12 protein-coding genes are annotated in these 13143 nt (G+C 63.9%); 6 read left to right on the top strand and 6 right to left on the bottom strand.

From position 1 onward, the window contains the following. The first annotated feature begins 84 nt into the window (after window positions 1-84). Entirely contained in the window at window positions 85-309 is a 225-nt protein-coding gene (locus EAY64_RS02935; RefSeq protein ID WP_103523391.1) for a TIGR02450 family Trp-rich protein, read from the top strand. Window positions 310-349: 40 nt separating this feature from the next. Next, the gene (locus EAY64_RS02940; RefSeq protein ID WP_103523298.1) at window positions 350-1897 is read left to right on the top strand and encodes an FAD-binding domain-containing protein; all 1548 of its coding nucleotides are present in this window, start codon (window positions 350-352) and stop codon (window positions 1895-1897) included. A gap of 14 nt (window positions 1898-1911) precedes the next feature. Here the strand turns inward: EAY64_RS02940 and EAY64_RS02945 are convergent, their stop codons facing one another. After that, complete coding sequence (locus tag EAY64_RS02945) at window positions 1912-2865, bottom strand: LysR substrate-binding domain-containing protein (protein ID WP_103523299.1); 954 nt, start codon at window positions 2863-2865, stop codon at window positions 1912-1914. Window positions 2866-3072: 207 nt separating this feature from the next. On the opposite strand from EAY64_RS02945, the gene EAY64_RS02950 reads away from it, so the two are divergent. Together EAY64_RS02950 and EAY64_RS02955 are read left to right on the top strand one after the other, a co-directional pair. Beyond that, a complete protein-coding gene (locus tag EAY64_RS02950) occupies window positions 3073-5364 on the top strand; it encodes an NADP-dependent malic enzyme (RefSeq protein ID WP_103523300.1) in 2292 nt (763 codons plus the stop codon). A 322-nt stretch (window positions 5365-5686) separates the two neighbouring features. Continuing rightward, window positions 5687-6112, top strand: a complete 426-nt coding sequence (locus EAY64_RS02955) for an organic hydroperoxide resistance protein (RefSeq protein WP_103523392.1) — start codon at window positions 5687-5689, stop codon at window positions 6110-6112. An 85-nt stretch (window positions 6113-6197) separates the two neighbouring features. Here EAY64_RS02955 and EAY64_RS20340 read toward each other — a convergent pair whose 3' ends face one another. The 3 genes from EAY64_RS20340 to EAY64_RS02965 all read right to left on the bottom strand — a co-directional run bounded on the left by EAY64_RS20340 (window position 6198) and on the right by EAY64_RS02965 (window position 8743). Next, a complete protein-coding gene (locus EAY64_RS20340; RefSeq protein ID WP_158604602.1) occupies window positions 6198-6362 on the bottom strand; it encodes a hypothetical protein in 165 nt (54 codons plus the stop codon). Window positions 6363-6467: 105 nt separating this feature from the next. After that, window positions 6468-7190 (bottom strand): TetR/AcrR family transcriptional regulator, encoded by a 723-nt coding sequence (locus EAY64_RS02960; RefSeq protein ID WP_103523301.1) that lies wholly within the window; start codon window positions 7188-7190, stop codon window positions 6468-6470. Between the two features lie 38 nt (window positions 7191-7228). Next, a complete protein-coding gene (locus tag EAY64_RS02965; protein ID WP_103523302.1) occupies window positions 7229-8743 on the bottom strand; it encodes an MFS transporter in 1515 nt (504 codons plus the stop codon). An 86-nt stretch (window positions 8744-8829) separates the two neighbouring features. On the opposite strand from EAY64_RS02965, the gene EAY64_RS02970 reads away from it, so the two are divergent. After that, on the top strand, window positions 8830-9831 hold the full coding sequence (locus tag EAY64_RS02970) for a LysR family transcriptional regulator (RefSeq protein ID WP_103523303.1): 1002 nt from the start codon (window positions 8830-8832) through the stop codon (window positions 9829-9831). An 18-nt stretch (window positions 9832-9849) separates the two neighbouring features. Here EAY64_RS02970 and EAY64_RS02975 read toward each other — a convergent pair whose 3' ends face one another. Continuing rightward, complete coding sequence (locus EAY64_RS02975; RefSeq protein WP_103523304.1) at window positions 9850-10767, bottom strand: LysO family transporter; 918 nt, start codon at window positions 10765-10767, stop codon at window positions 9850-9852. Between the two features lie 214 nt (window positions 10768-10981). Between EAY64_RS02975 and EAY64_RS02980 the strand changes: the two genes are divergently transcribed. Beyond that, on the top strand, window positions 10982-11896 hold the full coding sequence (locus tag EAY64_RS02980) for a LysR family transcriptional regulator (RefSeq protein WP_103523305.1): 915 nt from the start codon (window positions 10982-10984) through the stop codon (window positions 11894-11896). Between the two features lie 20 nt (window positions 11897-11916). On the opposite strand, the gene EAY64_RS02985 is transcribed toward EAY64_RS02980, so the two are convergent. Beyond that, window positions 11917-13128: an MFS transporter gene (locus EAY64_RS02985; protein ID WP_103523306.1), complete on the bottom strand. Its 1212-nt coding sequence runs from the start codon at window positions 13126-13128 to the stop codon at window positions 11917-11919. Window positions 13129-13143 lie beyond the last annotated feature (15 nt).

The following is a 13143-nucleotide window of genomic DNA, read 5'->3' on the forward strand; positions in this document are numbered from 1 at the left end:
GTACTGTCTGCGGCGGCGCGCCTTGGCCCGGGTTCTCTGCGAGGTTTTGTTAGCGGCTCCAAGGATAATCAAGGTAAACAAGCCATGACGATGCGACTCAACCCGCGCAAGCTGCTGCTGAGCAAATGGACGGCCGTGCAGCCGCGCAACAAGGAAAAACACTTCATCGTGGTGCGGCTGATCGAGCCGGAAGACCCGGCCCAAGCCATCAGCGAGGTAGAGCTGGAAGCGGTATACAGCCGGCACAGCCGCATCATCGCCTGGCAAACGCTGACCGATACCGCCGTGTGGCGGCAAGGCTGGCATTGAGCCGCCAGCTTCCGCCAGCAGCGCTCCGGGATAACTTGCCATGAGTTACGGTGTGGTCTGGTTCAAGCGCGACCTGCGCCTGCACGACCATGCGGCCCTGTGTGCCGCCAGCGCACAGGGGCCGCTGCTGTGCCTGTACATCATCGAGCCACAGCTGTGGCAGCAGCCCGACCTGTCCAGCCAGCATTACCACTTTTTGCTGGAATGCCTGCACGATCTGCGCCAATCGCTGCAGCAGCGCGGCATGACACTGTTGGTGAAAGTGGGCGAGGCCTGCGCCGTGCTGGAACAGCTGTATCAGGCCAGCCCCTTCCGCGCGCTGTATGCGCATGAGGAAACCGGTAACCACTTCACCTTTCAGCGCGATCTGGCCGTCGCCAGCTGGTGCCGGGCACACGGCCTGCCCTGGCAGGAATTCCGCCAAAGCGGTGTCATCCGCCGTCTCGCTTCACGCGACGGCTGGGCGGCACGCTGGGAGCAGTTTGTCAGCGCCCCCTGCCTGCCAGTACCGCCAATGCAAGCCTGGCCTGCTCCGCTAGCCAGCGATACCACGCCATCGCCCGAGCAACTGGGCATCTACCCTTTCGACCCGCCACAACGCCAGCGTGGCGGTCGTCGCCGCGCCATTGCCGTGCTGCAGGATTTTCTCGCCACGCGCAGCGCCTACTACCGCGGCGGTATCTCCTCGCCGCTGTCTGCACCCAGCGCCTGTTCGCGGCTGTCCCCCTATCTGGCCATGGGTTGCCTCAGCCTGCGTGAAATCGTGCAGAGTACCCGCCGCCGGCTGACGCAATTACCGGCAGACAACACGCGCCAGCACAAAGGGCTGCAAGCCTTCATCAGCCGCCTGCACTGGCACTGCCATTTCATGCAGAAGCTGGAATCCGAACCCGCCATCGAATGGCGCAATCTGCACCCTGGCTACGACGGACTGCGCGAGGAGGAGGTCGACGCCGCACGCCTGCAGGCACTGATGGACGGCCGCACCGGCTGGCCGCTGGTGGATGCCTGCGTGGCCATGCTGCGCCACACCGGCTGGCTGAATTTCCGCATGCGCGCCATGCTGGTTTCGGTGGCGGCCTACCCGCTCTGGCTGCACTGGCGGCCAGTGGGGCTATGGCTGGCGCGCTGTTTTCTCGATTACGAGCCGGGTATTCACTGGAGCCAGCTGCAAATGCAGGCCGGCACTACCGGCATCAATACCACCCGCGTCTACAATCCGGTCAAGCAGGCCATGGATCACGACCCGCAAGGGCGCTTTGTGCGGCAATGGCTGCCCGCCATGCGCCGGGTGCCGGACAGCTGGCTGTTCCAGCCATGGAAAATGCCGGACGATCTGTGCCGGCAGCACGGGCTGGAAGGCGAATACGCGCTGGTGCAACCGCAGGTGGAGCTGGAAAGCGCGACCCGGCTGGCCCGCCAGCGCCTGCATGCCCGTCGCAATGATCAGGCGGTACGGGCCGGCAAGCAGGCCATCCTGCACAAGCATGGCTCGCGCAAGCAATTACCGCGTGCCGGCGGCAGCGCCAAGCCTGCGGCCACGGTGCAACTGGCGCTGCCGTTGGAGGCGGAGCCCGCGCCGGACTAAACGGTGTGCGAGGCTCAAGCCTCCTGACACAAGCCACGCAAGGCGGCACAGAACAGCGCCACGGTATGCCGTGCTCCACCGGCGCGGGTAAACATGGCAATCGGCGGCAGCGTCCAGTCGAATGAATAGGGCACGATGGACAGACCGGCAGTGCGCACCAGCTCTTCGGCAATATCCGCCGGCACGATGGACACTGCCCGCTCGCTGGCGACAATCATCTCGCCAATCAGCTTGGACGAATAACTCTCCACGATGGGCACCGGCGGGGCGACGCCAGCTGCCAGGAAGATATCCGTCACCTGCTCACGCATCGGCGTATTGGGTGCCCCCAGAATCCAGTCCAGTGCCACCAGCCGGCTCCAGTCCAGCCGCACCCGTCCCAGTTGCGCCGCCAGCCGCCGGCTGGCAATCAACCGTGGCTGTTGCCGGTACAGCACCTCGAACTCTACTTGTTGCAGATCCACCGCCGACGAGGCACGGCCAATCACGATGTCCAGGCTGTGATCCTGCAGCCGTGGCAAGAGCTGGTCGCTGGTGCCCTCATGCAGCGTCACCGTCATGCCGCCCTGACCTTCCGGCAAGGTGTGGCCGATGGCGGCCGACAACAGCCGCCCCGGAATGAAGGGAATGACACCAACGTGCAGATGAGCGCTATAGCCGGCAGCCGCGGTGGCCATGTCGCGCACCAGATGGTCCAGATCGTGCAGCATGGCCTGGGCGCGGGCCAGCACCAGCTTGCCCAGCGAGGTGGGGGCCATGCCGCGTGTCGAGCGGTCAAACAGCGCACCGCCAAACATGCCCTCCAGCTCGGACAGGGCATTGGTAATGGCCGGCTGGCTGCTGGCCATCTGTTCGGCCACCCGCGTCAGCGAGCCATGCTGCTGGATGTTCAGCAGCAGGATCAGATGGCGCATTTTCAGTCGGGCAGACAGGCGGCGCAGGATCTCGTCGGCATTGATTTCGGCCATGGCAGCTCAGATCATCAGGTAAATAGTATGGCTCGATAGTAAATCAAAATATTTACCTTATGTTATTTCGCTAGACTTGCCGCTAATCCAGTTAGCCGGCCCACGCGACACAGCCCGGCTGGAGACAAAGCGGCTGCCCTGCCGGCAGCCAAAACGGCATAGCGATGGCCTTGGCACTGTGACCAAGCCCACATCAGGAGCGACACCATGGATACGACCGACCGTCAGGCAGCACTGGACTACCACGAATTTCCCACCCCGGGCAAAATCGCCGTCAATGCCAGCAAGCCGCTGGTGACCCAGCGCGATCTGGCGCTGGCCTACACCCCTGGTGTGGCTGCTGCCTGCGAAGAAATCGTCGCCGACCCGCTCAATGCCAGCCGCTTTACCGCCCGTTCCAATCTGGTGGGCGTCATCACCAACGGCACCGCCGTGCTGGGCCTGGGCAATATCGGCGCGCTGGCCTCCAAGCCGGTGATGGAAGGCAAGGCGGTGCTGTTCAAGAAATTTGCCGGTGTCGATGTGTTCGACATCGAAATCAACGAAACCGACCCGGACAAGCTGGTGGACATCATCGCCAGCCTGGAAGCCACTTTTGGCGGCATCAATCTGGAAGACATCAAGGCGCCGGAATGCTTCGAAGTGGAACGCAAGCTGCGCGAACGGATGAAGATTCCGGTCTTCCATGACGACCAGCACGGCACCGCCATCACCGTGGCTGCTGCTTTCATCAACGGCCTCAAGGTCGTGGGCAAGGACATCCGCCAGGTCAAGGTAGTGACCTCTGGCGCCGGCGCTGCCGCGCTGACCTGCCTGGACCTGATGGTGCACCTGGGCCTGCCGCTGGAAAACATCTGGGTCACCGATATCGAAGGCGTGGTCTACCAGGGCCGCACCAGCCTGATGGACCCGGCCAAGGCGCGCTTTGCCCAGCCGACCAGTGCGCGCACGCTTGCCGAAGTGATTCAGGATGCCGACGTGTTCCTCGGCCTGTCCGCCGGTGGTGTGCTCAAGGGCGAGATGGTGGCGCAGATGGCCGCCCGCCCGCTGATCCTGGCACTGGCCAACCCGGCCCCGGAAATCCTGCCGGAAGTCGCCCACGCAGTGCGCGATGACGTGGTGATGGCCACCGGCCGCTCCGACTACCCCAACCAGGTCAACAACGTCCTGTGTTTCCCCTACATCTTCCGCGGTGCGCTGGATGTGGGTGCCACCACCATCACCCGTGAAATGGAAGTGGCGGCGGTGTACGCCATTGCCGGCCTGGCCGAAGAAGAGCAGAACGAAGTGGTGGCAGCGGCTTATGGCAGCTACGACCTGTCCTTCGGCCCGCAATACCTGATTCCCAAACCCTTCGACCCGCGCCTGATCGTGCGCATCGCCCCGGCCGTGGCCAAGGCGGCGATGGACAGCGGCGTGGCCACCCGGCCGATTGCCAACCTCGACGCCTACACCGAGCAGCTGCAGCAGTTTGTCTACCATTCCGGCAGCTTCATGAAACCGCTGTTTGCCGCCGCCAAGAAACAGGTGCGCGAAGGCGGCAAGACCCGCATCGTGTTTACCGAAGGCGAAGACGAGCGCGTGCTGCGTGCAGTGCAGGTGATCGTGGATGAAAAGCTGGCCCGTCCCATCCTGGTGGGCCGCCCGGAAGTGCTGCTGGCACGCATCGAAAAATTCGGCCTGCGCCTGCGCCTGGGCGAGGACGTGGAAGTCACCAACCCGGAATACGACGAACGCTTCCACCAGTACTGGACCAGCTACTGGGAGCTGATGTGCCGCAGCGGCGTAACCAAGGAAATGGCGCGTGTGGAAATGCGCCGCCGCCTGACCTTGATCGGCGCGATGATGGTGCGCCTGGGCGACGCCGACGGCATGATCTGCGGCACGGTGGGCAGCTATCACGACCACCTGCGCTATATCGACCAGGTGATCGGCAAGAAGGCCGGCTCGGATACCTACGCCGCCATGAACATCCTGCTGCTGGAAAAACAGACGGTGGCGCTGGTGGATACCCACGTCAACGACGACCCTACTGCCGAGCAGATTGCCGAATTCACCATCGCCGCCGCCGAGGAAATGGCGCTGCTGCACATGAAGCCCAAGGCTGCGCTGCTGTCGCGCTCCAACTTCGGCTCCGGCAGCTCGGCCTCGGGCAGCAAGATGCGCCGCGTGCTGGAACTAGTACGCCAGCAAGCGCCTGAGCTGGAAATCGATGGCGAAATGCACGGCGACTGCGCACTGGACGAGGCGCTGCGCATGGACATCCTGCCGATGTCGCAACTGAAGGGCGCGGCCAATCTGCTGGTCTGCCCCAATGTCGATGCCGGCAATATCGCCTACAACCTGCTGAAGACCGCTGCCGGCAGCAATGTCGCCGTCGGCCCCTTCCTGCTGGGTGTCAATGCGCCGGTGAATATTCTCACCTCCAGCTCCACCGTACGCCGCATCATCAATATGGCGGCACTGACCGTGATGGAAGCCAACCGCCAACAGCACTAAAACCCGATAACAAAACCCCGCTCCAGCGTTGCGCCGCCTGGCCGTGTTCTGTGTACTGTCTGCGGCGGCGCGCCTTGGCCCGGGTGCCCTACGAGGTTTTGTTAGCGGTTCTCAGCAGTAGCCACTCCAAACACGCCCCGGCCCGCCGGGGCGTTTTGCTGTCTGCACGGTGGCAAATCACCAGCATGGGCAGCCGGCCCTCAGCAAATCAGTACGTAAAATCAAATTTTCAGGACTTTATGCCACACAAAATCCTAAATCAAGGCGTAAAGTGAGCTCCATACCCCGCAGCAAGCCGCTGCTTTCCACCAAGGAGCCCACCATGTCCATCGAAAAAGTCCTGTACCGCGCCCAAGCCACTGCCAGCGGTGGCCGCGAAGGCCACGCCGAATCTTCTGACGGTGCACTGCACGTGCAGCTGTCCACCCCACGCGAGCTGGGCGGCGCCGGCGGTAGCGGCACCAATCCCGAGCAACTGTTCGCCGCCGGCTACTCGGCCTGCTTTCTGGGCGCACTGAAGTTTGTCGCCGCCAGAGAAAAAGTGGCCCTGCCTGCCGACGCCAGCATTACCGGCAGCGTAGGCATCGGCGCCATTGCCAGCGGTTTCGGCATCGAAGCCGAGCTGCAGATCAGCCTGCCGGGCCTGCCGCGCGAACAGGCGCAAGCACTGGTGGAGCAAGCCCACATCGTCTGCCCCTATTCCAATGCCACCCGCAACAATATCGACGTGACACTGACCCTGCTCTGATGCCACAGCACCCGGCTGCCGCCCGGCAAAGCGGCGGCAGCCCTTGCCCAGCTTGCCCACCGACCATCCATACGCAGCAGACCACTCAGGACAGCGGATTCCTGCCGCTGCTCGTCATCCCTGCCGCATCCAGGCCATCGCCATGCAGATAAACGGCCAGCGCCGCTGCCACTGACTCGGCAATGCGCTCCGGCCCGGGTTTGTCCACCTGGCCGCTGATGAAGAACTGCACATAGTCGGCCTCCAGCAAGCAGATCAGTTGCCGTGCCGACCGCCAGGGCGAGCGGCTGCTGACACAGTCGCTGCAGCCGGGAGCCGGGGCGATGCTGGCGGCGCAGCCGGCGTGGTTGCGGAATCAGCAGCAGAGCGTTGCGCGCTCACTGCCGGCCAGCCGGCCCGATAGCGCCAGCAGCGCCGGCAAACAGGCCGGGGCGGAAGCCACACGCTCGAATGCCGCCTGCCAGGCCGGCGCAATATGTGGCCGCAGAAAAGCCAACAATTGCCGGCGGCCATCCTCGACCACCTGCTCGGTGGCAGCAGACTGCCCGGCCCGTACCGGGTGGGCGATCCATGCTGCCTGCAACAAGTGGAAATGCACGGCCAGCATGCGGATGGTGGCAACACTGCCCTCAAACAGCCCATCCTCGCGCAGCTTGAGAAACAGCGACTCGATGCCGACGGCAATCTGCTCCACGTCGAACTTCTGATAGCTGGCGCGCAATTGTGCATTGAAGGGAAACAGGCTGGCGCTGCTTTGCAGCAGGAAGCGGTAGTCCCATTGATGCTGCAGGACGGCATCCAGCACCACCACCAGCTCCTCCAGCGAGTGACGACGCGCATCCGCCTCGGTCAGCAACCAGGCCATCCGGTCGCCATAAGACTGATAGAGCGCCTGAATGATGTCCTCCTTGCTGGAGAAGTGGTAGTACAGATTGCCAGTACTCATCGCCAGGTGACGGGCAATGTGGTTGGTCGTGACATTGCGCTCCCCCTGCTGGTTGAACAATTGCAGGCTGGCCTGCGCGATACGGCTGGCGGTGGGACTGATGCCCGTCTTGCGCTTGAGTGTGGATTTCATCAGCTAGGATTTTGTCTGCCAGGGCGGATGGCGAACGGTTAGTCGAATTGGCGCTGCCACAACACCAGCAGCACCAGCAAGGCCGCAATGAGGTATTCGGCCCGGAAAAAATCCTGGCAGGACAACAACATCGCCTGACGACCCAGTTCCCCCGCCAGCATGGCCATTCTTTGCCCCTGGCCCAGCAGTGGAAACACCTGGTGCAGATAGTCCATGGCCTGATCGAACAGCGGGTTGTTCCAGCTGAAACCTTCAGCCAGCCGCTGGTAGTGCTGCGCATTGCGCGCCTGCAGAAATACCGTGCTGCCGGCCACACCCATCGAGATCGCCAGCTGGCGGATGATGTTCTTGGTCTGATAGGCCTGGGCAAATTGCTCGGGCTCCACCGCACGGAAGGTGCCTTGCGCCACCGCCATGATGAACAGCGACATGAAACCGCCATTGAGCAGCAGCAGCGCCACCAGATAGCGGATATCCACCGCAGGGCTGACACCGGCCATCAGCAGGCCATACAGCGCCAGCAGGGCGCAGGCCAGCAGCAGCATCATGCGCAGCCCCGGCGCGCTGCGGCGAAACAGCGCCGCGGCATACAGCGTGGCAAAGCCGATGCCGGCCAGAAAGCTGACCGACAACAAGCGCCCGGTGGTCGGCACGTCAAAACCCAGCGCTTGCTGCACCATGACCGGCAGGATGTAGCTATTGGCGGACACCAGCAGGTAGCAGCAAAAGTAGCAAGCCAGCCCCAGCAGATAAGGCAGGCGTGCAAAAGCCGGCCAGCGGCCAGCCTGGCCGGCATGGCGGCGTTGCAGCCGGCTGGCCAGCAGTGCGGCAGCACAGCAGCCCAGCAGCAAGCCCAGCAGGGTTTGTGGCTGGCTGAAAAAATCATACGGCAGTTGCTGGATCAGCCACTGCCCGGACAGCACGGCCGCCGCCAGCCAGGCCAGCGAATGGCCGGAATGCGCCGCCGGCAACTGCGCTTGCGCCTGCTGGCTCAACAGCCGCGTTGCCGGCAGCGTCAGCACCAGCCAGGGCAGCATGCCCCAGAATATCCAGCGCCAGTCCAGATGCAGCAGCGCCTGCGCGCCCAGTAAGGGCCCCAGCGCCGAACCCAGCATCAAGGCATAGCCAAAGCACAACAGGCCCAGCATGCGGCTGCGTTCCTGCAAGCCATTCACCTCTACCCGCGCCGCCGTGAAAAACACCGCCCCACCCAGCCCCTGCACCGCCCGGCCCATGATGAAGGCGCCGGGTGAGGCGGCGCAGGCACACAGCACCGCCCCCAGCCCGAACAGCAGCAGCGACAGCCGGACAAAGCGGCGCAAGCCCAGCCACTGGCAGCACCAGCGGTGATTGAACAACACCAGGATGGCCGCCGTGGCATAGGCCATGGCGGCGTAGCTGAATTCTTCCGGAGCCGCGCCTATGCCCCCCATTACCGCACTGGCGGCAAAATTCAGCATGCCGTTCTGGATGAATTCCAGGCTGGCCACCAGCATGATGGCGACCAGATAGGCCGGGGAGAAACCGTTTGGGCGGGCAGTGGCAGACGACATGGCAGCATGACCAGATAAGCAGTGCTGCCAGTGTAGGAGGAGCAAATACTTTAATAAAATCGATATTCGTCATACTATTTATTAGTATGAATAATATAGACCCCCTGCTGCTGCGCCGGCTGGATCTGAACAGCCTGGTCGTGCTGCACACCCTGCTCACCACCCGCAGCGTCAGCCGGAGCGCCGACAAGCTGTGCCTGGGGCAGCCCGCGGTCAGCCATATCCTCAAGCATCTGCGCCAGCAACTGGCCGATGAGCTGCTGTGCCGCTATGGCCGCAGCATGGTGCTCACCCCATTGGCCGAATCATTGCTGCAGCCGCTGGGACAGTGGCTGCAACAAGGACAGCAGCTGCTGCAAGTGCATGCCTTCGATGTCCGCAGCATCAGGCAGACCGTGCGCCTGGCCATGCCCGATCTGCTGGAAGCCGCCCTGTTGCCAGCACTCATCATCGCGCTGCAAAAAGAAGCCCCCGGCCTCACCCTGGAAGTACAGGCCATGGCCTCACGCCAGGTTGAAGCGGCGCTGACCGACGGCCAGATTGATTGCGCCATCGGCTACTTTCCCCGGCTGCAAGGCCATGCCTGCCGGCAAATCATCCTGGACAGCCGCTTCATCTGCCTTTATCACCCGGACCAGCTGACACTGCCGGCCATGCTGAGCGCCAGCGCCGTGGCGCAAGCACCGCATATTTTCACCTCCTACACCGGAGAGAGCGCCGGCCTGATCGACGACTACCTGCGGCGGCACGGCCAGCAGCGGCGGATTCTGGCCAGCACGGCCAGCCTGCTGGCCATTCCCGGCATTCTCGAACAGGTCGCGGCTGTTTCGGTGTTGCCGGAAGTCATTGGCCCCATCGTCCAGCGCCACAGCCCCGGCCTGCACTGGCAGCCCATCACCGATGCGGCCCTGACCATTCCCATCGAGTTGCTGTGGCATCCCCGATTCAATACCGACCCCTTGCAGCAATTCCTGCGGCAACTGATCATCAGCCAGGCCGCCCTGTTGCAAGAAGCGATAGCCAGTTTCATTGCCGGCCCGCCAGGCCCAGTCACAGCACATTTCCCACACCGTGCAGGACGCCGTTGACGTCTGCCCCCAGCCGACTCAGCCAGTGACCGACAGGCAGACCATGATCAGCAGCGGGCTGAGCAGGGTCAGTACAAAACCGCTGATCAGCGCCAGCGACACATGCTGGCTGCCACACTGCTGGCGAATCAGCGGCAAGGTGGCATCCAACGCAGTGGCACCACAGATGCCGATGGCCTCGCGGCTGAAGCGCGCTCCCACCAGATACAACATGGCAATGGCAATCAGCTCGCGAAACAGGTCAACCAGCAAGGCGATGGCACCGTAAACACTGCCCAGCTTGCTGCCGACCAGAATGCTGGACAGGGTCACCCAGCCAAAGCCGCTGGATAGCGCCAGCCCGGTCCATAGCCCCTGGCCGGTAAACAGGGCCGCCAGCAAGCCGCCAGCCAAGGACCCCGCCACCACCAGCAAGGGTACCGCCATCACCGCCGGGGCACGCCAGGCAGCGCCGAGTTTTACCCCCACCAGGTCGATACCGACCAGCACAATCAGCAGATAGAGCAATTGCGTGGTGGTGACAGCAGCCAGCCAGGGCAGCGGGTAGCTGCTTGCCATCACTCCGGCCGCCACCATGCCCAGCGCCAGCAGGCAGTCACGCAGCGCCTGCAATAGCTGCGGCCAGGACGCAGCTCCCCCCGGCATCGCCCCCTTGTCCTGATGCGGCCGTGGCAGGCAGCACAGGATCAGCCCCCACGGCAGCAGCGTTGTCAGCAAGGCAAACACCAGCGCAGTGCCCAGGGTCTGGCCCAGCCCGGCGGCCTCGGTCAGCACATGGCCGAACTCCTTGCCGCAAAAGAACAGCAAGAGCCAGATCAACGGAGTCAGCAGCCTGGCGGCATGGCGGGTGTGCTGGCGCGGCAAGGCACGCCCAACACCATAGCCGGCCAGCAAGGCCAGCAGGATGGGAAGGATGGCCGCCAGAATCAGCTGCATGGCCGGCCTGCCCTGCTCATGCCACTGGCGGCATGCCGCTGCGCCAGTGGCCTTATTGTGTGGTGCTGCATGAAATTCTCCTGTTGCAGCGTCGGTAGCTGCGGTTCAAGCCGCCAGTATTCAGCAGGCGGGCCATCACAGGAATGAACAAGATTTGCTTTCAGAATTCCATAATGCGGAATAATCTGCTGGCAGAGCCACACAGGAGCCCATCATGCTGAACCGGCTGGAAATGCTGCGCATCTTCTGCTGCGCCGCCGAGGCGCGCAATTTCAAGGAAGCGGCCCAGCAATTGGGTATCTCGCCGCAGGCGGTCACCCGCGCCATCCAGCAGCTGGAAAGCCAGCTGGGCGAATTGCTGTTTCACCGCAATACCCGGCAATGCCGGGTCACCCGTGCCGGCGAGCGGCTGGCGGCCCAGGCCAGGCTGAGTGTCGAAGGCATAGACAGCCTGTTCCGCCAGGCCGAAGACAGCGCCACCCAGCCGGTGGAAGGGCATGTACGGCTGACCGCGCCGGAAGCCATCGGCCAGGCCAGCCTGGTAGACAGCCTGGCACGCTTGCGCCAGCAACATCCCGGCCTGCGCTTCGAACTGCATCTGGAAGACGATGAAACCAATGTGGTGGACGAGCAGATCGACATCGGCATCCGCCACGGCCTGATCCGCGACAGCCGTTTTGTCGCCCGCCAGGTAGCCGAAGTGCGCTTTTTCATGGTGGCCGCCCCCGCCCTGCTGCAACAGACCGGCCGCCCGCAAAGCCTTGCCGAGCTGCAAGCGCAGCCAGTAGTCAGCACCATAGACCAGCGCACCGGTCGCCCCTGGCCCTGGTTTTTCCGGCAGGACGCACAATGGATCCCGCGTGAGCCAGCCTTGCTTGGCAACAGCACGCAAGCCGAGTGCGCCGCCGCGCTGGCTGGCCTCGGCTTTGCCCAGCTGCCCGGCTTTATCGCCATACCGCATCTGCGCCAGGGCACGCTGTGCGAAGTGCTGCCGGCGCTGGCTCCCATGCCGTGGGCGCTGAGTGTGTACCGGCCACAGCGCAGCCCGGTGCCGCCGCGCATTCGTGCGGTGTACGACTGGCTGGTCAAGGATTTTTCCAATCCAGACTTCTTCCCGGCCAGCCCCTGAGCACACAGGCCGGTCCGCAGTCAGCGCCAGCGCACCAGCAAGGCCAGCAGTGCAAGAACAGTACTCATGCCGGTCACCGCCAGCCAGCCCCATTGCGCCAGCAACAGACTGCCGCCAATGGCACCGCCTGCCATGCCGATGAAAATACCAACAAACAGTACTGCGTTAAGCCGGCTGCGGGCTGCGGGCTCAATGCCGTACACGATGGTTTGATGGGCAATCAGGGCTGCTTGCACACCCAGATCAAAGCCGATGGCCCCCACGCCCAGCAACCACAGCTGCGCAGCAGGTGTCAGCCAGGGCGCCAGGCACAGCACAGCAAACGCGATGGCGGTAAGCCCGGCCCCCAGCCGGGTCACCATGGCCGGGCCATGGCGATCTGCCAATTGCCCGGCCAGCGGGGCGGCCAGTGCTCCGGCAGCACCGGCCAGACCAAAACTGCCGGCAGCGGCACTCCCCAAATGAAATGGTGCGGCATGCAGCATGATGGCCAGCGTGGACCAGAAGGCACTAAAAGCCATGGACAGCAGCCCCTGGGCCAGCGCGGCCTGGCGCAATGCAGCATGCCGGCGCAGCAAATCCCACAGCGAAGCCAGCAGCCGGGCATACGACAGGGTTGTGGTCGGGGCAAAGCCGGGCAGCCAGCGCCATGCGGCCGCGGCAATCAATGCCACCCCCGCAGCCGCCAGCAGAAACATGCTGCGCCAGCCCGCCTGCTCGGCCACCAGCCCGCTCACCACACGCGACAGCAGTATTCCCAGCAACAGGCCGGTCATGACCGTGCCCACCACCTTGCCACGGCTGTGCTCATGCGCCAGGGTAGCGGCCGCCGGCACAATATCCTGCGCCACGGTAGCCGTCAGCCCGACAACCAGGCTGGCCACCAGCAAAAACGGCAGCGACGGTGCCAATGCACAGGCCAGCAAGGCTAGCACCAGCAATAGCGACTTCAGCACGATGATACGACGGCGGTCATGGCGGTCACCCAACGGTGCCAGCAGCAGAATCCCCAGCGCATAGCCCAGTTGGGTCAGCGTGGGAACCAGCCCGATGTCGCGGCTGCTGGCACCGATGGACCCCGCCAGCACGCCCAGCATCGGCTGGCTGTAATACAGCGAAGCCACCGACAAGCCGGCGCCGGTGGCCAGCAACAAGGTCAGCGCCCGTCCCGGCTGCTGCGCTGCGACCTGGCCTGCGCCAGCCTGCTCATGCGTTTCATGGATGATGGTCATGTTGTAGCACTCCGT

This window comes from Aquitalea palustris, from assembly GCF_003693445.1.
Lineage (GTDB): Bacteria > Pseudomonadota > Gammaproteobacteria > Burkholderiales > Chromobacteriaceae > Aquitalea > Aquitalea palustris.

Excerpts from the sequence above, each read along its gene's own strand:
- EAY64_RS02950 (WP_103523300.1), top strand. The coding sequence starts at position 3,073 with ATGGATACGACCGACCGTCAGGCAGCACTGGACTACCACGAATTTCCC.
- EAY64_RS02970 (WP_103523303.1), top strand. The coding sequence starts at position 8,830 with ATGAATAATATAGACCCCCTGCTGCTGCGCCGGCTGGATCTGAACAGC.
- EAY64_RS02980 (WP_103523305.1), top strand. The coding sequence starts at position 10,982 with ATGCTGAACCGGCTGGAAATGCTGCGCATCTTCTGCTGCGCCGCCGAG.
- EAY64_RS02960 (WP_103523301.1), bottom strand. The coding sequence starts at position 7,190 with ATGAAATCCACACTCAAGCGCAAGACGGGCATCAGTCCCACCGCCAGC.
- EAY64_RS02940 (WP_103523298.1), top strand. The coding sequence starts at position 350 with ATGAGTTACGGTGTGGTCTGGTTCAAGCGCGACCTGCGCCTGCACGAC.
- EAY64_RS02975 (WP_103523304.1), bottom strand. The coding sequence starts at position 10,767 with ATGCAGCTGATTCTGGCGGCCATCCTTCCCATCCTGCTGGCCTTGCTG.
- EAY64_RS02955 (WP_103523392.1), top strand. The coding sequence starts at position 5,687 with ATGTCCATCGAAAAAGTCCTGTACCGCGCCCAAGCCACTGCCAGCGGT.
- EAY64_RS02965 (WP_103523302.1), bottom strand. The coding sequence starts at position 8,743 with ATGTCGTCTGCCACTGCCCGCCCAAACGGTTTCTCCCCGGCCTATCTG.
- EAY64_RS02935 (WP_103523391.1), top strand. The coding sequence starts at position 85 with ATGACGATGCGACTCAACCCGCGCAAGCTGCTGCTGAGCAAATGGACG.
- EAY64_RS02985 (WP_103523306.1), bottom strand. The coding sequence starts at position 13,128 with ATGACCATCATCCATGAAACGCATGAGCAGGCTGGCGCAGGCCAGGTC.
- EAY64_RS02945 (WP_103523299.1), bottom strand. The coding sequence starts at position 2,865 with ATGGCCGAAATCAATGCCGACGAGATCCTGCGCCGCCTGTCTGCCCGA.